The following is a 21,220-nucleotide window of genomic DNA, read 5'->3' as shown; positions in this document are numbered from 1 at the left end:
CACGCCGCCGGCACATCCCCACCCACCCACCAACCCGAAACCGTGGAGGCCGCCGTGTCGCAACCCGCCACCCCACCACGACACCCCCGACTACGGGCCCTCGGCCTCCTCGCGCCGGCACTGCTGCTCGCCGCCTGCACCGGCAGCCCCACAGCTCCCCGCACCGATGCCGTGGCAGCGACCGCCGCACCCCAGGTCACCGGGCCGCTCTGCGCCGCCCTGCCCACCGGCACCGAGCCGGGCAACCCGAGCTTCCTCGCCGGGCAACCCGTCGATGAGGCGCTGCGCTGGATCCCCACCCTCACCACGTTCGAAGCGGCCCTGCGCACCAGCGGCGTCCTCACCGACCTACCCGCCGGCGCCGGCGTCACCGTCCTGGCGCCCTCCGACGACGCCTTCGCCGCCACGTTCTCCGAGGACAACTGGGACGACCTCATGACCCGCCACACCGATCAGCTCCGCACCCTGATGAAGGCCCACCTCATCACCGGTGCCCACCCGATCGGCGACCTCACGACCGCCGACAGGACCACCACCCTCGACGGCGTCACCGTCACCGTCACCCGCACCGGACCCACCGCCCGCCTCGGCGACCGCGCCGACACGGTCTGCGCCGACTACCAGGCCACCAACGCCCGCATCCACATCATCAACGCCGTCCTCGGCCCACTGCCCGTCACCGCCGACGGCGCCGGCCACCGCGCCCACTGACCACGCTCACCCGGGCGGCACCAGACCCGCCAGCGCGCGGTTGGTCCGGTTGGCGCGGACCGCGTCGCGCTGCTGCCCGGCCGTCACCTCGATGTACGTCTGCGACGACGCCAACGACGCGTGCCCCAACAACCGCATGATCTCCGCCGCGCTCGCCCCGTCCTCCGCCAACCGAGTCGCGAAGGTGTGCCGCAGCGCGTGCAACCGCGCCCCACGCGGCACCCGGTCACCGATGCCGGCCCGCCGGTAACACGACTCGACGAGATACTGCAGGCCACCACGGCGCAACGGCTCACCGCGCCGATCCACCAGCAACGCCGAGTTGGGGCGTACCGACCGCGAACCGAAGCGCCGCGCCCGACTGTCCAGGTAGTCCACCAGCACCCGGTCCAGATCCGCCTCGATCGGCACCACCCGGGGCCGCCCACCCTTGCCCGCCACCTCGACCCGCCGCTCACCGGGCCGACCACCCAGCGAGCCGACCCGCAGCGCCAGCAACTCCGACAGGCGCAGCCCGGCGCAAAGTGCCACCGCCAACACCGCCACGTCCCGCTCCGGCCACGGGTCACGCTGCCGACCGTCGTCGCGCGCGGCGGACGCGAGCAGCACCTCGGGAGTGTCCGCCCCGCGCAGCGGCTTCGGCTGGGGGAGTAGCGCCCGAGGTCGCCCGACCGCCGGCATCGGGTTGCCGGCCACGATCCCGTCGGCCACCAGGAACGTGAAGAAACTGTTCCAGGTGGACCAGGCCCGGTGCACCGACGCGGGCGCCCGGGGAGCGGCGAACCGGGCGAAGGCCGCCCGCATCACCCGGGGGGAGAGGTCGGTGATCGACAACGCGCCCAGGGGGAGGGGAGTGGCGGCATCCTCGGCAACCAGGGCCGCCACCGCGTGCAGATCCCGGCGGTACGCGGCCAGGGTGTGCGGGGAGGGCTTGCGGGTCGCCCGGGCGGTCAGGAACTCCTCGATCAACACCACGAGCGATTCGTCCTGTTTGTCATGCATAAGGGATATTATGCACGATTTTCGCGTTCTAGGGAAGCGGAGGGAGAGGGGGGAGAGGCGCCAGTGCCTGCGCCGTAGCTCGGACGGTCGTAGCAGCGCACGGCGGCGACAGCGGTCAGCGCGGCCGCCGCGCCGGACTGCCGCGAGACGGCCGGAGCTGATCGAGGAGCACGTATCGTGCGCGGCATGACGTCGCCGACCTGTCCCACCTGTGGTCGACCCGGCACGGTCACCACGTACCGGGACCGGGACTCTCCGCCGGATCTGGTCTGCTCCCAGGGGCACCACTGGCGGGCCGCCGGTCGACCCGGGCGGGCTCCACATGCGTCTCCAGCCACCGTCGGCCGTGACGCGGGAGACGACGCACCCACCAGGACGGAGCCGATGGACGTCAGCAAGGACGGACGGAGCTGGCGGATCGGCACGGCCAGGGACGTCGCCTGGCTCGCCGGGCGCACCACCCAGGGTTTCTCGGTCACCACCGCGATCCCGCCGGTGTTCGAGGCGTACGGCACCTTCCACCCGCCCGACGGGGTCGGTCTCGACGCCCACGAATCCGCGGTGATCGACGAGCTGGCGGCGTGCACGCCAGCTCAGCCCTGGTGGCTGGGCTTTCTCGACACCGGTGCCCACGACGTCGTCTTCCCGCACGCGCCGAGGGTGTCCCTCTACTGGGACTGGCCCTACGTGTTGGTCGAGGCAGGGCCGGAACAGGCCCTCACCTGGCGGACCGGCCACATGCGCGGCGACGGGGCGCTGCCCGACCTGTTCTTCCCGGCGGATCGCTCCTGGCTCGTCTCCGCCCTGTGGGACGACACCTGGACCGACATCGGCGCCAGCGCCGCCGTGCTCACGGCCCTACGGCGCAACCCGCTGGTCAACGCGCGCCTCGTCGGGCCGGACGAGGACGCCTGCCCGCCCGGCCGGACGCGCGACTGAACCCTGTGGGGCGACGATGAGGGGACCGCCAGAAAGCTCTACTTTACATAATGTGCATTATCGAATCGCCTTCGTTGCGGTGGTGGGGCAGGTGCGGGTGCTATCACTTCTCATTCGTCCTGAGCCATTCTCAACAACTTGAGCCATCTCCTGAGTCTTCTCACGTACTTGAGCCACGGCGGGCGCCCCTGTCCCGCTTGGGATCCTGCCCCCTTCGCTGCGTGACCGGCATGGATTGTTCATCCTCCGCCGGCCCGACCGTCACCCGCTGGGCGGTGGTTTGCGTCCGAAGGGGAAGGTCGAGGCACTCGTACGCGGTCGGGTCGTCGGAGGGTGCGGCTCCTCCTCCCCCGATCCGGGGCAAGAGCGCTGTCAGGTTGAGATCCCGAACAGCGACCGGAGGATCCGCCCGTACCTGCAACTGCTGGTCGTGGTCGACGAGCTCGCCGACCTGATGATGGCCCCCACTACGTGGATGGGGTCGAGGAGTTCAACCTCCTCAGGTGAGGCTGAGATGGGACATCATCACTCCCTTCCCGAGCTACGCGGCGAGGGCGAGCGCCCTTCGCTGGGTGACCCGCCATGCGAACAGCAGGCGGTCGCCTTTGCTGGAGTTGCCTGACCCGCAGGCCCACGCGAGGTTGCCGATGCTTTGACGTCCGCCCAGGTTGAGCGGCACGATGTGGTCGATGCTGGTCGGCGCGGCGAGGCGGCAGTACGCGCATAGGCCGCCTCGCCGCGCCAGGAGCCGCGCTAGGTCCCGCTCGGTAATGAGGTCCGCCTTCTCCCGGGCCAGGGCGCTGCGGCGGCGCATGTTGTGCCTGATGCCGTTCGGCCCGGCGGTCCAGCTCGCATCGGCGCACCCGGAGCTACAGAAGACCTTGTGCTTGCCGGCCGATCGGTCGACCGCCCCGCCGCACCACCGGCAAGCGGCTCCGTTCAGGCGCGGCGTCCACGGACGATGCCTGAACCCCAGCGGGTCGCCGTACTTCCGAAGGCGCTGGTAGTGGGAGCCGCAGTACCCGACCGCCAGGACAGGGTTGGGGCACTCGTCGATGAAGCACGTCTCGGCTCGTGGCTGCGGAGTCGGCCGAGCCAGCTCCCGCCAGTTCTTGCCCCACTTCTTGGCGAGCTGGTAGTGCTATTCCGAGCATGCGCTATTCCCCTTGCCGGAGATGTAACGTCATCGCGGTCGTGGCTATCGGCCGACGCTGGGCCGTGCGTCGTCCGGCCGTTGCCCGGCCCAGCCGACAACCTCCTCACGGATATTCATGGCCATGTCCGTGTTGGCCGAACCCCGCCCGCCACATGAGCCTGGTTGGTTAGGCCAGCGGGCTCTCGCTAGAGTCTGCGCCGCGCCCGGACATTTCGAGGTTTCTCATGAGCTTGCGGCCGACATAGAAGGCACCGGAGCCTGGCGGTTCATCCAGGGCTTCGCAGCGACGTGGCTGACATCCGATGGCCTGAGCGAGAAGGCTCACGGGAGCCCTCAGAGCGGTGGGGCCAGGGTTCGCCAGGTCCGGGTTCGTGCCAGCAATTTCAGTGGACTCGGATTCAGTGGGGTGCCGAGGATGCTGCTGATGGTGTGCGGGGTGTGTCGATGGGGTTGGTTGGGGCGCTGGGATCGGTGGCGGGGTCTTCAATGACGGTCACTGGCCCGGGTGGCAGGATCAGTGCGATTAGCGCGGCCAGTATGTAGAGCCCGATCACTGCCAGGAGTCCGACCGTCGCGGAGGTCACTGCCTGGTGCCCGCTCTCGAGTTGTCCGAAGTAGATGGTGCCGACGAGGGCGACACCGGTCGCGACGCCGACCTGGATGGTGGTGTTGATCAGTGATGATGCCGCGCCTGAGTGCTGGGTGGGTATCTTGGCCAGCACGATGGTCATCAGCGTTCCGGCTACCATCGCCATGCCGAGTCCGGCGATCACCATGCCAGGGATCAATTGCCAGGGGTGCAGCTCGGGGCCGTAGCGTTGCACCGCGGCGAGGATCAGGCCCATCCCGGTGGCCATGGTCAGTGAGCCGGCGATGACGATCTTTCGCCCCATCGGCATTAGTCTCGGTGCGATAGCGGAGCCCAGACCCACGCCGATCGTGAACGGGATCATCGTCAGTGCGGTGCGCAGTGGTGTGTAGCCGGCGCCGGTCTGCAGATGCACGGTCAGGACCAGGGTGTAGGCGGTGCCGGCGAAGAACAGCACCGAGACCAGGAGTCCGCCCAGGGCGCCGCGATGGCGCAGCAGCGCCGGGTCGACCAGCGGCGTCTGGCCGCGTGCGGCCACGGTCCGTTCGTAGCGGATGAACAGCCACAGCAGCAGCGGGCAGGCCGCCATCAGGGTGAAGGTCCACCATGGCCAGTCCAAGGTGCGGCCCTCGACCAGCGGGTAGAGCAGGGCGAGCAGCCCGGCGGTGGCGATTACGGTCCCGCGCACGTCAGCCGTCGCGGCTTGTGCGGCGCGCGACTCGCGGGTCAGCACGGCGGCGCCGATGAATGCGGCGATCCCGATCGGCACGTTGACGAAGAAGATCGGTCGCCAGCCGAGGCCGAACAGGTCGGCGTCGAGGAGCATGCCGCCGAGGAGTGGACCGCCCAGTCCGCCGAGGGCGAAGGTCATCCCGTACATCGCCATGGCCTTGGGACGTTCCGTCTTGGGGAACTCGACCTGCAGCATCGACAGGACCTGGGGGACCATCAGCGCCGCCGAGGCGCCCTGCAGGATCCGCGCGGCGATCAGCGTCTGCGGGCTGGTCGCGAGGCCAGCCAGTGCCGAGATGATGGTGAAACCCGCGAGTCCGAGTTGGAAGATGCGCCGTCGGCCGTACCGGTCGCCGAGCCGCCCACCGGTGATCATCGCTGCGGCGAAGGCGAGGGTGTAGCCGGCCACCGACCACTCCAACTGCGCCGAGGATGCGCGTAGGTCGTGTTGCAGTGAGGGCAGCGCCACGTTGATCACGGTCGAGTCGACCATGTCGATCAGGACGGCGAGGAGCGTCACGGCCAGCGCGGCCCAGCGCCGTGGGCTGTACGGCGTCGCCGGTTGGGCTTCCGTCCTGTTCATGCCTGGTTTCCGGTGGTCCGCCGGTATACGGCCACGACGGGGATCGGCCGTGACGTCTTGGTCTGGTACTCGGCGTAGGCGGGGACGAGTTGCGCCTGGCGGGTGTAGAGCCGGTCGCGTTCCTCGCCGTGCAGCGGGGTCGCGACGCCTGTGTAGATCTCGGTGCCGACCTCGACGGTGACCTGCGGGTTGGCCACGATGTTGTGGTACCAGGCGGGGTTGGTCGGCGCGCCGGCGTTGGAGGCAAAGATCAGGATCCGCTCGTCGTCGCGTAGGTAAGTCAGCGGGTTGGTGGTGCGCTTGGCGCTCTTGGCGCCGGTGGTGGTGACCAACGCCAAGGTGGCTCCCTCGAACGGGCCGCCGACCCGTCCGCCGTTAGCGCGGAATTCCTCGACGATCTGCTGGTTCCAGACCTGCACTGCTGGCTCGGTCTCAGACATGTCACAGTCCTCTGCTCGGTCTGGGTGGCTGTGGACGCAACTCGTCCGAGTAGCGATACCCGGCTAAGCTGTACACACAGAGCTACTTTGCTTTGCAATGAAAGCTACTTTGAGGTCAAAGGCATGTCAACTGACGGTCGGAAGAAGCCCGGCACGAGCGTCGAGGACGCGATCCGCACGCTGCTGCTGCTGATGCCGCGGGTGGTCGGGCGGATCAAGCGATCCAGGATCCCCGACGAACTCCAGTCGTTCTCGCTCGCTCCCCGGCACCTGTCGCTGCTGGCCTACCTGCTCTTCGACGGGCCGATGGGCATCAACGAACTCGCCGCCCGACTGGAGGTCGCCCCAGCGACGGTGAGCCTGATGGTCAGCGATCTGAGCCGGCGAGGCATCCTGCAGCGCCGCCAGGACGACGCCGACCTGCGACGCACGATCGTGACCATCGCCGAGCAACACCACGCCGCGGTCGATGCCTGGCTGTCGAAAGGCGCCCACGCGTGGCGAACGGCACTACAGCCACTGACCCCCGCGCAGCGACAGACCGTGGTCGAGACCCTTCAGGCGTACGAGCGCGAACTCTCCAGCGAGGAGGACGACCTGCCTCGCCCTTGATACGCGCCCGCCGAGAGACCCGCGGGAGCGGGTCTCTCGTGCTCTGTCGCAATCTTGCGGCGGACGGGCGTGGACGTCGTCGCGTAGTCATCAGCACCGAAGGCGGTAGACCTCGTAGCCGGCGAGGGTGACGTTGCGGCTGCCAGCCGCCGTGCGGGGCGTATGCGGGTGGAGGCAGCCGAACCCCCGGTGGCGTAGTGGGTGGTGCCATCGACCGCCACTGCGAAGCGACTCTCACCAACCTTTCGAACTCATCCCGTCAGAAGCCACGACCATTGCAATTCACCACCTTGCTCCGGCCGCACAGGCAGCCCTGCTTCCCAGAGAGCCCAAACCTGTTCAATGCGAAGCCCTGGGACTCGAAGTCCGCGCTTGGCCCGAGATAATGAGAAAGCTTGCCCCTGGCCCGAGATAATGAGATCCATGACTCTTCAAGGATTCTCACTAACTTGGCCACTGCAGATCAAGAGCCATCCGCGTGGCCTAGGTCAACTGAGAAATGACAACGGCGGCGTTGGCCCACCTGGCCCAGGCGTCACGCCAGCGCCGGTCGATAGCCTCGCGCTCGCTGATGGGCGCGCCCTGCCGGGGCATGAGGTGTTGCCGTTCGCGCCAGGCCCGTTGAGCCGGGTGGCTCGATACACCTTCACCCATCCCCGTGCCGTACAGCAGGATCTCGTTGATGGCGCGGTCACGCAGCGTCGGGTGATCGTCGAACCAGGTGGCGCCGTCGGCGAGGCTGGTGACGTGGGCGACGATGTCGCTCACCGTACGGTCGGCGTCCGGTTCGTCCTGATCGGTGAGTTGCCTCTGTCGGCGTACGGCGGCAGGTGCGGCGGTGCTCCCCCGTCGGCCATCCAGGCGTTGTGGTCCCGACGGGTACGCAGGGCGGCGTCGATGAGCGCTCGGTGTGGCTCCCGGGCCAGTCCGGGCGGCAGGGCGACCGGTTCGGTGGGTGGTGTCACCGCCGCGGGGCGGGTGCCCAGTGCGTCGAGCAGTGGCGTGAGGTCGGTGACCGAGCCGAGGTGGACGGTGGCCGGGTGCCAGTCGCGGGCGGTCACGGTGATCTCGACACCGTCGCGTTCGCAGCGGGTCGCCCACCACCGGTGGCCGGCTCGTACCGTGCGGCCGGGAACTGGCTGCTCGTCGACCAGGACAGTCGTGTCGTTCTCGGTCCATTCGACGTCGGAGAATCGGTCTCCGGCGAGTCGCATGTCGTGTTCGAGGTGCGCGCGTAACGGGCCGGCGTTGACCGGGAGGTCGGCCCAGCGGGCGGTGTCGACCGTCGCCCACGGTCCGGCGGTGGGTCGCCGTGCACGATCCGGACGACGGTGATCGTGTCGTTGAAGGTTTCGGTGCCGGCGAAGCATTCTGCGGCTGGGCGGTCGGGACCGGTGAGCGCAACGACCGGTGTCGCGCTGTCCAGCAGTTCCCGACGGACGCGTTCGGTCTGTCGCACGAAGCGTTCGTCCGGGCCGGGCGACGGGTCACGTTTCATCCCGGCCTCCTCGTCGGTACGGGGCTGTCCCCTGCCGTTCATCATGGTGCCGCTGCGGTGTGGCCGCGGGCGAGGTCCTCCCCCAGCTCGGGCTGTCAGCCGCGCGTACGGCGCAGCCAGTCCTGGGTGAGCGATCGCAGTAGGGTGGGTTGTTCGTACGGCAGGTAGTGGCCGGCCGCGTCGATCACGGTGTAGGTGCCGCGCGGGTAGTGGCGCATGGCGCGGAACTGGTCGGCGTACCCGACGATCCGATCCTGTCGGCCGGTGATCACGCTGACCGGACTGTCGAAGACGACCTTGGCGGTCTCGTCGGGTAGCGCGTAGTCGGGGCCGCTCTGCAGCTGCTGTTGGAAGGTCGGGTCACCGGGGCCGCCGGAGTTCAGTGCCGCGAGGACCGTCGCGACGACGGCTGGGGTGCGGTGGCCCAGGGCGGCGTCGAGGTGTGCGTGCAGGGCGGCGGGAGCGGCGTCGAGCCAGCCCGTGGGCGCTTCGAGTGGTGGTTCGTCGGGCAGGTCCCGGCTGTGGCGGGCGATGGTGACGCCGGGACAGACGAGGAGCAGGCCGCGGACGAGGTCGGGTCGTTGGCGTGCGATGCCGGCGGCCAGGTACGCGCCGTAGGAGCCGCCGGCCAGCAGGGCTGGCGCGTCGAGGTGGTGGTCGAGCCAGGCGCAGACGGTGTCCAGCAGCGCCTGGGAGGTGGGTGGGCAGTTCGCGGGGGTGTCTCCGTGACCGGGTAGGTCCAGGTAGATCTCTCGTAGGCCGGCGCCGGCGAAGGCCGGGCTGAGGGCGGCGGCCGTGGCGGTGCGGCTCATGCTGAACATGGGTAGGCACACCACCGCTGGTCCGGTTTCCGCTGAATGGTCGTACGCCAGGTTCATCGGGAGTCCTCGCTGGAGACGGCAGTGTGCTTCAACGTCTCATGCCCGCCGAGGTTGAGCAGGGACACCGGGCGGGCGGCGGGTGAAAGCGGTGTGCGCCATCGACGTGGGCTGTCTACAGTGGTGCGCTCTGGCCGCCGCGCGTTCACCACGGACGGCGGGGTCGCACATCATCACGGGGGAACACCTTGACGAGTAAGCCTGTCCGTATCGTCGTTGGCCTGGTCGCGTCCGTTGGTCTCGTTGTCGGCTGCCAGCCTGCCGACAAGGAGAGCGCGGGGACTGCCGCGCCGTCGCCGACCGTGGCGCCCAGCCCGACCGTCGACGTGGCGGCGAACAGCAAGCAGGTCTGCGACGCCAGTCTCGATTTTGTCAAGAAGCACTACGTCGCGATGGCCGACGATGCGATCGCCGCCATCGACAAGCCGGTCAGCGCCAAGGAGGCGGGCGCGAAGGTCCGTGGCCACTACACCGCGCTGTTGCAGGACCTTCGAACGGCGGCACCGACCGCTGTCGATCCGCAGGTGCGCACCGCGTTGGAGACCCTGGCCGTGGGGGTGGAGAAGCACCTGGCCGGCCCGAAGGCCACCGAGGTCGAGGCGCCGGATCTCGACCCGCCGCTGAAGGCGTTGGACACCGCCTGCGGTCGCTGAGCGTTCGTGGGCACCGGCCGGGTCGGCCGGTGCCCACGAAGAGCGTGCGAGGTGGGTACGGGGCTCAGATCCAGGGCACCTGCGGGGACGGGTAGAAGTCGACCTGTTGCAGTCGCCAGCGGGGTGCCTGCTCCCCCAGCCTGCTCCGGAACGATTCCCAGTCGTGGCTGGCGGAGGTGGACCAGCCGAGTTCGGCGATCGCGGGCAGGCGGGGGAAGGCCATGTATTCGATGTCGTCGAGGGTGCGCAGCGTCTCGGACCACAGTGGGGCCTCGACGCCGAGGACGGCGTCCTCGCCGACGCCGGTGACCCGGGTGGCGGGGTCCCAGCCGTACGCGTCGGAGACCTCGATCAGGCCGGCCCAGCGCAGGCCGAGGCGGGTGTTGGCGTCGTACTTCATGTCCAGGTAGGCATTGTTGGCCGGCGACATGATGATTTTGTTGCCCCGGGCGGCTGCCGCGGCGAGGCTGGCGTTGGTGGTGCCGGTGCCCCAGAACTGGGGAACGACGTCGGTGGACGGGTCGACCTGGGTGATCTCGTTCCATCCGGAGGCGCGCTTTCCGTACTTCGTGACCAGGGGCAGGACCCGGTTCATGAAGGTGCGGTAGTCCTCGTCGGTGGTGGCGTGGGCTTCGTCGCCGCCGATGTGCAGGAATGGTCCGGGTGTGATGGCGGCGAGTTCGCGGATGACGTCCTCGACGAAGCGGTAGGTGAGCTCGTCGTTGATGCAGAGGGAGCTGTAGCCGACCGCGATGTCGGTGCGCGGGGGCGGTGCGACGCCGTCGCAGTTGAGTTCGGGGTACGTCGACTGGGCGGCGTTGGTGTGTCCGGGCATGTCGATCTCGGGGATGATCGTGATGTGCCGCGCGGCGGCGTAGGCGACGACGGCCTTGTAGTCGGCCTTGGTCAGGTATCCGGGGCCGACGCCGTCGACTCCGGTGCCGGGTCCGCCGCCGACGGTGGTGAGGCGGGGCCAGGAGTCGATCTGGATGCGCCAACCCTGGTCGTCGGTCAGGTGTAGGTGCAGGTAGTTGATTTTGTACTGGCTGAGCAGGTCCACGTAGGCGGTGATGTCGTCGACGGTGTGGAAGTGCCGGGCGAGGTCGAGCATCGCTCCCCGGTAGGCGAAGCGTGGGTAGTCGAGGATGCGTCCGCCGGGGATGGTCCAGGTGATCCGTTGCCGGTGGGGTGCCTCGATTTCGGCGGGGAGCAGTTGGCGCAGTGTCTGGGTACCGGCGAAGAGCCCGGCGGGGGTGTTGGCCCGGATCGTGACGCCGCGGCGGGTGACGTCGAGTTGGTAGCCCTGTTGGCCGATGCGGTTGTCCGCGCCGCCGATGAGCAGGGCGATCTCGGGTAGTGGGGTGGAGCGTGCGGGCAGGACGGGCAGGGGGTGGCCGGTGGCGGGGCGCAGTGTCGCGGCGAGTTGGCGGCCGATGCTCCAGGCGGCGGCTGAGCCGGGGGTGGTGCGGATGACGGTCAGGGCGCTGATCCGGAACGCGTTGTGCGCGTCGGGGCGGGTTTCGACCGGTGCGGGGATGACGTCGCTGAGCTGCCGGGCTGGTGTGGTGGGTGCCGCCGCGGGTGCGGGGGTGGCGGGCAGGGTGAGTGGTAGCGCGAGTGCGGCTATGGCCAGCAGCCGTGTGGTGTGTCGGCGACGCACGGTACCTCCAGGCCTCGTCATGATCGACATTCGTCGATTAGATTCGCAGGCTACCGGCGCCCTGGCCGTACTGTAAACCTTCCTTAAGGTAAGAGCGTGTCGAGACAGCGTTGTCGCCGACCTCACGTGTGCCGCTCGCTGGGAATTCCGGGAGCGGGTCGTGCCCGTCCGTTCGGAAGATCAGAACGGGACAGCGCCGCGGCGGCCCGTGCAGGTACCGTCGCACCAACTCGGCCGAGGTTGTCGCGGCCGCCAAGCAGACGGTCGAAGAGTGGTGGACGAGTGGGCGGACGGCGCGCGCGAGCGGTGGCGTTGGTGACATTGTTGGTGGCCACCCTGGGGCCGGTGGTGACCGGCCCGGTCCCCGCGCGGGCTGCGGTCTCTCTGGTGACCGATCCGTCGGCTCTAGTCAATCCGATGATTGGTACCGTCGCGGCTCCCGACTTGCCGGGCAACGATGGGGGTAACACCTCGCCGGGCCCGAGCATGCCGTTCGGCATGCTCCAGTGGGCTCCGGACACCGCGCCCCGGGTGCCCGGCGGTGGATACGACCACAAGGCCACCTCGATCAGCGGTTTCGGTTTGAACAGGATGAGCGGCGCGGGCTGCTTCGCCTACGGTAACGTTCCCTTTCTGCCGATCACCGGCACGGTGCCGGCGGACAAGGACAACGCCACGGTCGGCTTCTCCCACACTGCTGAGTCGGCGTCCGTCGGTCACTACGCGGTGACTCTCGCAAACAACGTCCGGACGGAGTTGAGCACCACGACCCGATCCGCGCTCGGGCGGTTCACCTTCCCGTCGGGCCCCAGCGCGACGTTGCTCGTGAAGGCCAGCGCCGGCGCGGCGGCCTCAACGGCATCGGTGACAGCGGTGAGTACCACCGAGATCACTGGCTCGGTGACTGATGGACGCTTTTGCACCAAGGACAATTCCTACACCCTGCACTTCGCTGTCAAGTTCGACCGGGCCTTCTCCGCCAGTCAGAAGTGGAGCCCTCGGCCGTTCGTGACGGGCGATGGCGGTATCGCGCTGACCTTTCCCTCTGGCTCCGTCGTTCAGGCGAAGGTGGGAATCTCCTTTGTCAGTGTCGCGAACGCCCAGCTGAATCGCGATACCCTCGCCAGCTGGGACATCGCGACCGTGCGCGCGGCTGCTCGTACAGCCTGGAACGACCTTCTTGGCCGCGTCAGGATCGGCGGCGGCACCGTTGACCAACAGAAGACCTTCTACACGGCGCTGTATCACGCGCTGTTACATCCGAATGTCTTCAGCGACGCCAACCGGCAGTACCGCGGCTTCAACGGCCAAGTCCACACTCTTTCAACCGGCCAGGACGACCAGTACGCCAACTTCTCAGGCTGGGACGTCTATCGGACGCAGGTTCAACTGATGGCGTTGCTCGCGCCCGATCGTGCCTCGGATCTGGTCCGGTCACTCCTGAACGACTATGACCAGAGTGGGCGCCTGCCGAAGTGGTCCGTGGCCAACGGAGAGTCGTACATGATGGTGGGTGATCCGGCCATTCCGACCATCGCCTCGGTGTACGCCTTCGGCGCGCGTGACTTCGACACCGGCAAGGCGCTGACCGCGATGGCTACCCAGGCCGGTCGGCCTGGTCCAGTTCGACCTGGCACTGTCTACCTGGACAACCTCGGGTATCTGCCGCATGACGGTGGCTTCGGCTGCTGCAATCACAACGGCACCACGTCCACCTCGTTGGAGTACCACACCGCTGACTTCGCCCTCGCCGCGTTCGCCGACCAACTCGGCGACGCGGCGACCCACGCTCGGTTCGCGGAGCGTGCGCAGGGTTGGCAGTATCTTCTCAACCCTGGCAGCGGGTTCATCCAGCCGCGCTTGCAGTCGGGTCAGTGGCTTGCGCCATTCGACCCCACCGACATCAACTACGACGCCTGGGCGGAGGGTAACTCTTGGCGGTACACCCTGATGGTTCCGTTCAACGCGCGTGGTCTCGCTGCCGGCAAGGGCGGAAACGCGGCGCTGAACCAGTATCTCGACACGCACCTGGCCACTCTCAACCAGATCCTTGGAGCCGGCGCCTGTCTGTGTAATGAGCCGAGTTTCGGTGCCCCGTGGCTGTACGCGTACACGGGTAGGCCGTACCGGACGCAGGAAACCGTGCGCCGCGTGCAGAACGAGCTCTTCCGCAACACGATTGACGGGCTTCCGGGTAACGACGACCTGGGGGCGACCTCGGCGTGGTACGTCTGGTCGGCGCTCGGCATGTATCCGGCGGTGCCCGGCACCGCCGACCTGGTGCTGGGTAGCCCGGTGTTTCCGCAGACCGTGGTGACGCTGCCCAGCGGCGCCACCCTCACGATCAACGCACCCGCCGCGCAGGCGACCGCGCCGTACGTGCAGTCGATGACCTATAACGGTGCCGCTTGGGACAAGGCGTTCCTGCCGCCCGCCGCACTGGCTTCCGGTGGGACCGTCAACGTCGTCCTCGGTACGACGCCGAACACCTCGTGGGCGTCGGCTGCGACTGCCGCCCCGTCGTCGTACGGGGCGAACGCTGTTGCCCGGGCCGACAATGCCGGCAGCAGCACGGATGCCGCGTATGGTCAGAGCAATTACGACCAGTGGACCTCGAGTTACTCGGTCGAGGCGTTGGCGGCCGCTGGTGTTGTTCCGGGAAGCCGACTGACGGCCGACGGGATCACCTACACCTGGCCCAACGTCCGGTCGGGACAGCCGGACAATGTCATCGCCTCGGGTCAGCGCCTGACGGTGTACAGCCCTCCGGGAGCTACGACTGTCGGTCTGCTGGGTAGTGCCGAGGGTGACATGGATGGCGCTTCGGGTACCGCGACGATTCATTACGCGGACGGCTCGACGCAGTCGGCGACGGTCGGCTTCAGCGACTGGACGCTCGCTAATGGCCAGCGCGGTGTCCGGCCGGACAACACGGTCGTGGCGGCGATGCCGTACCGCAACCAGGGGCTCGCGGGTGGCAAGGAGCAGATTCCGACCTACCTCTTCTCCACGGCCGTGCCGGTCAACCCTGCGAAGGCGGTCATTGGGGTGACGCTGCCGGCGGCGGGTTCCGCGGGTCGGCTGCACGTTTTTGCCGTCGGCTTCGGTGGGCATCGGGACAACGCCGGTATCAGCGACGACTCGTACGCCGGTGGTGCCGATGTGGATGGTGCGAGCTACAGCTATTCGCGTCAGGCGCTCCTTGCCGCGGGTCTGCGGGCCGGTGGTGCCGTGACACATGGCGGTGTCACCTACACGTGGCCGAACCTGGCTGCGGGTGACCGCGACAACATTCGTGCGAACGGTCAGCGAATCGCCGTTCCGTCTCGGACGGGTGCCACGAAGGTTGGGCTGCTCGGCGCCTCGACCGGTTGGGCGGAGGGGGCGGCGGGGTTGGCGACGATCTCCTACACCGATGGAAGTAGCCAGTTGGTCACCCTGGGTTTCAGTGACTGGACGCTCGTGGGTGGCTCGCGTTCGGTGGGGCACGGAAACACGGTCGTGGCGCAGGCTTCCTATCGCAACAGCGCACGCTTTGGCAGGCAGTCGCTCATGACGTATGTCTTTGCCAGCACGTTCCCGGTTCCCGCCGGCAAGACGGTGCAGTCGGTGACGCTGCCGAGCAACACGCTGGGACAGCAGCACATCTTCGCGGTGGGCACGGGCTGAATCGGTGCGATCTGTGGTCAGGGTGTCGAGACGGCGATGTGCTGCGTTATGAGGATCTCGTCGCCGATGTCGCGGAGCGTGAGGGCGACAGCGTGGACTGGGTAGGTGATGATGTCGAGTGCCGCCCCACCGGGTCTGATCTCTCGGGTCGTGATCCGTAGGCCACGGTCGTCGGCGGTCACTGTCTCGATTGTCACCTGGTACGCCCCGGTCGGGCGGCGGCCGAGACCAAGGACGAGAACCGTCTCGGTGTCCCAGTCGACGGCGGGCAGTGCGGGGGCGGGCCACGCCGCATCGGTCATCGCCGACCAGCGACTCGACCACTCCTCGGCGTTGTCCAGCACGAATGCGCCCGCATCGTTGGCGAAGCTCGCCTTGCAGGGCGCGTCGCCGTGGAAGAGTGTGCGGACAGCCACAATGCGCGAAGTCATCGTCGAACGCTAGCAGGTGGAATCGCCATGGGCGTTCGCGAGCATGGTGCGGTTGGTGGTTCGTGCGTGATCTTCTCGTGACCAATTGGGGGCAGCGGCGATCATCGCGTGCTGCGAAAATTCGCCGGTGTCTACACGAATCGCGGGCAATCACGCCCGTAGAAGACGTTTTCTCGCACTGTTGACCGCCATCGTCACAATACTGAGCGTTATCTTCGTTCCGCCGTCGGCTGTTGCGGCTGCCATTCCTGCTGGCGGGATGACCGCCACAAGTCTCAATTCCCTCTTCACCGCATACGGTGATGCTGGCGGCCACTGGACAGGGGCGGACGGGACGACGTCTGTCGCTCTGCCCGACGGCCGGGTGGTCTGGCTCTTCTCCGACACCTTCCTCGGCACCGTCAACGCCGACCACACTCGGCCGACGAACAGCCCGATGGTGAACAACACCATGGTGGTGCAGGAGGGCAGCCAACTCACCACGACGCTGCACGGCGGTACGGCAGCCGCTCCGCAGGCTCTGGTGACACCGACCGGGAAGGATGGCGAGTTTTTCTGGGCCGGGGACGGGACCGTGGAGGACGGCAAGCTCAAGGTCTTCTACAACCGTCATCGGCGCAGTGGCACAGGTTCGCTGGACTTCGAGATGACCGGTAACGCGTTGGCGACTTTCAACCTGCCTTCGTTGACGCTGGACTCCGTGCAGGAGCTTTCGCTCGGTTCCGTCGTGACCTGGGGATCGGCGTTGTTCACCGACAATGGTTACACCTACATATATGGCACGTCCTCAGCGCCGGGCCGTATGAAGTTCGCCCACGTTGCCCGCGCTCCGGTGGGTGCGCTGGGCGGAGCGTGGCAGTTCTGGACGGGCTCGGCCTGGTCCGCCGACGCGAATGCTGTCGGTCGCGTGCTCAGCGGTGTCGGCACCGCGTATTCGGTGCAGAAGATCGGCACGCAATACGTTTTGGTGACGCACGAGAACAACCTCTTGTTCGATTCACAGATTGCCGTCTACACCGCCGACTCCCCGACCGGACCGTTCTCCGGGCCTCGGTATGTCTACACCGCTCCGGAGGTGCAGGCGGGAACGAAGAAGCTGATCTACGACGTTCGCTTCCACCCGGAACTGGCCCGAAGTGGCAAGCTTCTGCTGTCGTACAACGTGAACAGCCTGGAGTTCGGTGACCTGTTCGCGGATACTCGGCTGTATCGGCCGCGTTTCGTCGAGGTCGACTGGCCGCTGTCCCCCGCCACCGGGGTGCCGCCCGCACCCTCCGGGCTCACCGTGACGGCGGCCGACGACACCGCGCGGCTGTCCTGGGCCGCGGTGACCGGAGCCACCTCCTACCGGGTCCACCAACGCGACGTGACCGGCGGCCAGACCCATTTCGCCCGACATCCCGCCGCCGTCACGGGCACCTCGTACAGTGCTGGTCTGCTGATTCCCGGACATCTCTACGAGTTCAGGGTCACCGCGGAGAACAGCGCGGGCGAGGGCGCCGTCAGCGCGACGGTCAGCGTCACGCCGCAGAGCACCAAGCCGGTGGCGGAGGTCATCACCTTCGCCGGAACCCCGGAGTCCGTCGCCGGCAGTTACATCGTCAGTCTTCGGACCGGGGCGGTGAGCGGCGAGAATTTGGAGCAGTTCTCCCACCATCTGCTGAGCCAGTACGGGGGCCGACTGGGTCGGCTCTACCCCGTCACGTTGCACGGCTTCTCGGCGGACATGACCGAGAGTCAGGCCCACAACCTGGCGTCGCATCCGGATGTCGTCGCCGTCGAGCAGAACGTGGAGGTGACCCTCGAGGGCGGTGGAGAACAGGCCAGCCCGCCCTGGCACCTTGATCGGATCGACCAGCGCGAGACGCTGTTGGATCAGAAGTACCGGTACCCCAACGACGGATCGGGCGTCAGGGCGTACGTCGTGGACAGCGGTCTCTGGCCGGGGCATCCGGAGTTCAGTGGCCGGGTCGCTACCGGGCACAACAGCATCGACCTGAGCACCGACACCGCCGATTGCAACGGGCACGGGACCGAGGTCACCGGAGCGCTCGCCGGAACGGTAAGTGGCGTGGCCAAGGGTGTGACCGTGGTGCCGGTGAAGGCGTTCAACTGCAACAGGGTCGCCAGGAACGACAGCATCATCAGCGGGATCGAGTGGGTCACCCGCAACGCGCAGCTTCCGGCGGTGATGAATCTCAGCTTCCGGATTCCTCAGGGCACCAAGGAGGCGAGCCGTCTCGAATGGGCCGTGGGTCGCAGTGTCCAGCGCGGCATCAGCGTGGTCACCGCGGCGGGTAACAGGGGCGCGAATGCCTGCACCGACGCACCGAACCAGGTGGGGAACGTCATCGTCGTCGCGGGCATGGACCGCAAGAGTGACGGCAGCGCCGTCCGATGGAAGGACAGCAACTACGGCTCCTGTGTCGACATCTGGGCGCCTGCGGCCGGAATTGTCACGCCCACGTTGAACAACGGCATGAACACCGGTATCTCGGGAACCTCGCTCAGTGCCGGCCTGGTGTCGGGGGCGGCCGCCATCGTGCTCGCCTCGCATCCTGGCTACACCAACGCGGCGGTGGAGCAGGCATTGGTGGACGCGTCCACCAAGGACATCATCGACGACGCGAGGAGCGCCAGAAACGGGTTGTTGTACATCGAGCAGCCTCCGGGCATCGCTCCCACCAATCTCAGCGCCACGCCGAACAACGACAGCACCATCGGACTGCGCTGGAACGCGGTCGCGGAGGCGAACGTCCACTACGTCGTCTCGTCGCGCGACGTCACCGCCGGTGACACCGAACTGGTGGCCTGGGACACGCCCGTCTTCGGTGCCACAAGCGCCACCTCACCGGAGCTGACCTCCGGACACCGCTACGAGTTCGTCGTCGCCGCCGCCAACACCGCCGGTACGGGTCCCAACTCGGCCCCGGTGTTGGCCACCGCCATCGTCTCTCCCCCGCCAGCGCCAACCGGGTTGACGGCCATCCCGAAGAGCGATGGCAGCATCGACCTGGCGTGGACCAGTCTCGGTCCCCACACCTGGTACTGGGTGTACCAGCGGGACATCACCGCCGGTGAGACGGAGATGACCCAGCTGGAGATCCCGATCACCAGTGGTACCGCGATGAACGCGGCGTTCCTCATCCACGGTCACGAGTACGAGTTCCGGATCAGCGGCACCAACCGGGGCGGGGAGGGCCCTCAGTCCGCACCCGCGAAGGCCACCTCGACGTATCCGAAGCCTGGCGCACCGTCGGGACTCGTCGCCCGCGCCGGTGATGGACACGTTGAGTTGACCTGGTCGCCCAGTTCGACGGCGGGCGTCTGGTACGACGTGTACCAGCGTGATGTCACGGCGAACGAGCCCGACTTCGAGCGACTGCCACTGCCGGTGCAGGAGTGTTGCGCGATCGACGCGGGCTTTCTGACCAACGGCCACACCTACGAGTTCAAGGTGATCGCCAACCGCTTCGGACAGGAGTCGACGGCTTCGAACGTTGTCCGGGCGACGCCGCAGATGCCGTTGCCGGGCGTTGTGACCGGCTTCAGCGCCACCGCGCAGACCGACGGAACCATCAAGTTGGCGTGGACCGCGCCGGGCGAGAACCTGTGGTTCGACCTCTACCAACGGGACGTGACAGCGGGGCAGAGCTTCACCAAGCTTCCGGTGCCGGTCACCACCTGCTGCTCCTTCACCGCGGCGTTGCTGACCCACAATCACGCCTACGAATTCAAGGTGGTGGCGACGAATGGCGCCGGTGCCGGGCCGGCCAGCGCGGTCGCCGGGGCGACGGCGCGCTACAGCCCGCCACCGGCGCCCAAGAACCTGCGGGGCGAGAGCGGGGGCGATGGCACGATCCATCTCGACTGGGACGCCCCCGTGCCCGGTGGCCTTCTCTACTGGATCTACTTCCGGGACGTGACGGCGGGCCAGACAGCTTTCACCAAGAGTCAACTGCCGACCGACCGGTCGGAGGCCGACCTCGGTTTCCTGCAGCACAACCATGTTTACGAGTACAAGGTCGCGGCGTCGAACGCGGGAGGTGAGGGTTCGGCCTCGTCGGCCATCCGGGTGACGTCGAAGGGCGGACTGCCCGCAGCGCCGACCGGCCTCACTGCGACCGCTGGTGACGGTCAGGTCGCCCTGAGGTGGAACGCCAGCAGCACGTCCGGGGTTTCCTACATCATCTATCAGCGGAATGCCACGGCTGGTCAGTCGTGGCAGAAGCTGCCCTACTCGATTGCCAACACGTCCATGACCGCCAGCGTTCTGACCAACGGCCAGACGTACGAGTTCAAGGTCGTCGCTTCCAACTGGGCCGGCAACAGTGCGGCGTCGAGCGTGGCGTCGGCGAGGCCGCTACCACCGCGGCCCACCGCGCCGAGCGGCCTGAGCGCGAGCGCTGGTGACGGGAAGATCTCCCTGTCGTGGGGCGCCAGTTCGCCCTCCAACGTGCATTACTGGATCGAGACCCGGCCGTCGGGCGGTAACTGGGGCCGTTTGCCGTATCCGGTGACGTCGTGCTGCGGCTACACCATCAATCTGTTGCGCAACGGCACCACGTACGAAGTCCGGGTAATGGCGAACAATCTGGCGGGCGACTCCGGTTGGTCGAACGTCGTGTCGGCTCGTCCGATGCCACCCTTCCCGCAGCCCGCGTCCAATCTGACGGCGACCGCCGGCGATGGGCGAGTGACGCTGAAATGGTCGGCCAGCGCGACGGGTGGCGTGCAGTATGTGATCGAGAACCGGGCCAAGGGTGGTAGTTGGCAGAAGTTGCCCTACCCGGTCGGCTGCTGCGGCTTCACGGTGACGATGCTCAACAATGGCACGACGTACGAGTACCGGATTCGCGCCACGAACCTGTCCGGTACCGCCGCTGCGAGCAATGTCGCGAGTGCGAGGCCCATGCCGCCGGTGCCTCAGCCTCCCAGCAACCTGAGCGTCAAGATGATCGACGGGAAGGCGTCGCTCAGGTGGACAGCGTCTCCCACCTGGTTCGCCGATCACCACGTCTACGTGCGGAATGTCTCAACTGGACAGGCGTGGCGTAAGACCGACGTCTGGGACTGGGACGGGAGCGCCTCGGTCGGGAACCTACGGGAGGGTGCTCTCTACCAATTCAAGGTCACCGCTTCGAACATGACCGGAGAGAGCGCGGCATCCAACGTGGTGAGCGCTCGGGTGCACTACACCCGAGCCAACATTGACTGCAACAACGTCTACGTGGATGTCCGTGGATTCCCGCAGGGCATAACGATTCTCAACTACGATGCGCACGGAGTGGGGACAGTCGCCAACTCCAGGGCCACAATTGACTACCAGATTCATGTGGGCGGACTACTTTATATGTCGAACCCCGGCTCGTCTCATTACAGGCCGACGAACAGTGATGCGTACTGGGTCTGGGGATCACTGGTCGAGGTCGCCGCTCCCGTGTGGGGGAGCGCGAAGGCGGAGTTGCAAGTTTACGTAAAGGGTCCAAACGGAGAAGATTGGGGCGAGAGCTACGACTCCTGCACGGTGAGTCGATGGTGACGGTGATTTAGCGCAACAGCGTGGCGGTGCTTGTCGATCGACGATTGACCGGCACCGCCACGCGTCCGTCACCGTGCTCGCCCGCGCGACGGTGACGGGTGCAGGTCCGGCTGGGCGTTACCCAC

15 protein-coding genes are annotated in these 21,220 nt (G+C 67.5%); 6 read left to right on the top strand and 9 right to left on the bottom strand.

Annotated elements, in window-relative coordinates:
- The first annotated feature begins 54 nt into the window (after positions 1-54).
- Complete coding sequence (locus tag AC5L30_RS03315) at positions 55-711, top strand: fasciclin domain-containing protein (RefSeq protein ID WP_494865239.1); 657 nt, start codon at positions 55-57, stop codon at positions 709-711.
- A gap of 6 nt (positions 712-717) precedes the next feature.
- Here AC5L30_RS03315 and AC5L30_RS03310 read toward each other — a convergent pair whose 3' ends face one another.
- The gene (locus AC5L30_RS03310; RefSeq protein WP_494865237.1) at positions 718-1,713 is read right to left on the bottom strand and encodes a tyrosine-type recombinase/integrase; all 996 of its coding nucleotides are present in this window, start codon (positions 1,711-1,713) and stop codon (positions 718-720) included.
- A 384-nt stretch (positions 1,714-2,097) separates the two neighbouring features.
- Here AC5L30_RS03310 and AC5L30_RS03305 point away from each other — a divergent pair, with 384 nt between their 5' ends.
- The gene (locus tag AC5L30_RS03305; protein WP_494865324.1) at positions 2,098-2,652 is read left to right on the top strand and encodes a hypothetical protein; all 555 of its coding nucleotides are present in this window, start codon (positions 2,098-2,100) and stop codon (positions 2,650-2,652) included.
- A 541-nt stretch (positions 2,653-3,193) separates the two neighbouring features.
- Here AC5L30_RS03305 and AC5L30_RS03300 read toward each other — a convergent pair.
- From AC5L30_RS03300 to AC5L30_RS03290, 3 genes are all read right to left on the bottom strand, one after another.
- Positions 3,194-3,466, bottom strand: coding sequence for an HNH endonuclease (locus tag AC5L30_RS03300; RefSeq protein WP_494865236.1), 273 nt, complete (start codon positions 3,464-3,466; stop codon positions 3,194-3,196).
- A 740-nt stretch (positions 3,467-4,206) separates the two neighbouring features.
- The gene (locus AC5L30_RS03295; protein WP_494865234.1) at positions 4,207-5,649 is read right to left on the bottom strand and encodes an MFS transporter; all 1,443 of its coding nucleotides are present in this window, start codon (positions 5,647-5,649) and stop codon (positions 4,207-4,209) included.
- Positions 5,650-5,708: 59 nt separating this feature from the next.
- The gene (locus AC5L30_RS03290) at positions 5,709-6,152 is read right to left on the bottom strand and encodes a nitroreductase family deazaflavin-dependent oxidoreductase (RefSeq protein ID WP_494865233.1); all 444 of its coding nucleotides are present in this window, start codon (positions 6,150-6,152) and stop codon (positions 5,709-5,711) included.
- A 123-nt stretch (positions 6,153-6,275) separates the two neighbouring features.
- On the opposite strand from AC5L30_RS03290, the gene AC5L30_RS03285 reads away from it, so the two are divergent.
- The gene (locus AC5L30_RS03285) at positions 6,276-6,764 is read left to right on the top strand and encodes a MarR family winged helix-turn-helix transcriptional regulator (protein WP_494865232.1); all 489 of its coding nucleotides are present in this window, start codon (positions 6,276-6,278) and stop codon (positions 6,762-6,764) included.
- Positions 6,765-7,247: 483 nt separating this feature from the next.
- Here the strand turns inward: AC5L30_RS03285 and AC5L30_RS03280 are convergent, their stop codons facing one another.
- The 3 genes from AC5L30_RS03280 to AC5L30_RS03270 form a co-directional block, all read right to left on the bottom strand.
- Positions 7,248-7,532 (bottom strand): hypothetical protein, encoded by a 285-nt coding sequence (locus AC5L30_RS03280; protein WP_494865231.1) that lies wholly within the window; start codon positions 7,530-7,532, stop codon positions 7,248-7,250.
- Positions 7,529-7,978 carry a hypothetical protein gene (locus AC5L30_RS03275; RefSeq protein ID WP_494865229.1) on the bottom strand — a complete coding sequence of 150 codons (450 nt, stop codon included), beginning with the start codon at positions 7,976-7,978 and terminating at the stop codon, positions 7,529-7,531. The genes AC5L30_RS03280 and AC5L30_RS03275 overlap by 4 nt, the downstream gene beginning before the upstream one ends.
- Positions 7,979-8,357: 379 nt before the next feature.
- Positions 8,358-9,140, bottom strand: a complete 783-nt coding sequence (locus AC5L30_RS03270; protein ID WP_494865227.1) for an alpha/beta fold hydrolase — start codon at positions 9,138-9,140, stop codon at positions 8,358-8,360.
- 302 nt (positions 9,141-9,442) lie between these two features.
- On the opposite strand from AC5L30_RS03270, the gene AC5L30_RS03265 reads away from it, so the two are divergent.
- Complete coding sequence (locus tag AC5L30_RS03265) at positions 9,443-9,793, top strand: hypothetical protein (protein ID WP_494865226.1); 351 nt, start codon at positions 9,443-9,445, stop codon at positions 9,791-9,793.
- 64 nt (positions 9,794-9,857) lie between these two features.
- Here the strand turns inward: AC5L30_RS03265 and AC5L30_RS03260 are convergent, their stop codons facing one another.
- Complete coding sequence (locus AC5L30_RS03260; protein ID WP_494865225.1) at positions 9,858-11,453, bottom strand: beta-N-acetylhexosaminidase; 1,596 nt, start codon at positions 11,451-11,453, stop codon at positions 9,858-9,860.
- Between the two features lie 315 nt (positions 11,454-11,768).
- Between AC5L30_RS03260 and AC5L30_RS03255 the strand changes: the two genes are divergently transcribed.
- On the top strand, positions 11,769-15,122 hold the full coding sequence (locus AC5L30_RS03255; RefSeq protein ID WP_494865223.1) for a GH92 family glycosyl hydrolase: 3,354 nt from the start codon (positions 11,769-11,771) through the stop codon (positions 15,120-15,122).
- Positions 15,123-15,139: 17 nt separating this feature from the next.
- Here AC5L30_RS03255 and AC5L30_RS03250 read toward each other — a convergent pair whose 3' ends face one another.
- The gene (locus tag AC5L30_RS03250) at positions 15,140-15,553 is read right to left on the bottom strand and encodes a protease complex subunit PrcB family protein (protein ID WP_494865221.1); all 414 of its coding nucleotides are present in this window, start codon (positions 15,551-15,553) and stop codon (positions 15,140-15,142) included.
- A 181-nt stretch (positions 15,554-15,734) separates the two neighbouring features.
- Here AC5L30_RS03250 and AC5L30_RS03245 point away from each other — a divergent pair, with 181 nt between their 5' ends.
- Positions 15,735-21,095, top strand: coding sequence for a DUF5005 domain-containing protein (locus tag AC5L30_RS03245; RefSeq protein WP_494865219.1), 5,361 nt, complete (start codon positions 15,735-15,737; stop codon positions 21,093-21,095).
- Positions 21,096-21,220: the final 125 nt, after the last annotated feature.

This window comes from Micromonospora sp. BQ32, from assembly GCF_059358895.1.
Note: the sequence above shows the minus strand (reverse complement) of the source record. Positions and strands in the feature narration are given on the sequence as shown.

Bases quoted from the DNA above. Each gene is read 5' to 3' on its own strand.
- AC5L30_RS03285 (WP_494865232.1), top strand. From the start codon at position 6,276: ATGTCAACTGACGGTCGGAAGAAGCCCGGCACGAGCGTCGAGGACGCG.
- AC5L30_RS03300 (WP_494865236.1), bottom strand. From the start codon at position 3,466: ATGCGCCGCCGCAGCGCCCTGGCCCGGGAGAAGGCGGACCTCATTACC.
- AC5L30_RS03275 (WP_494865229.1), bottom strand. From the start codon at position 7,978: ATGCGACTCGCCGGAGACCGATTCTCCGACGTCGAATGGACCGAGAAC.
- AC5L30_RS03290 (WP_494865233.1), bottom strand. From the start codon at position 6,152: ATGTCTGAGACCGAGCCAGCAGTGCAGGTCTGGAACCAGCAGATCGTC.
- AC5L30_RS03250 (WP_494865221.1), bottom strand. From the start codon at position 15,553: ATGACTTCGCGCATTGTGGCTGTCCGCACACTCTTCCACGGCGACGCG.
- AC5L30_RS03270 (WP_494865227.1), bottom strand. From the start codon at position 9,140: ATGAACCTGGCGTACGACCATTCAGCGGAAACCGGACCAGCGGTGGTG.
- AC5L30_RS03305 (WP_494865324.1), top strand. From the start codon at position 2,098: ATGGACGTCAGCAAGGACGGACGGAGCTGGCGGATCGGCACGGCCAGG.
- AC5L30_RS03310 (WP_494865237.1), bottom strand. From the start codon at position 1,713: ATGCATGACAAACAGGACGAATCGCTCGTGGTGTTGATCGAGGAGTTC.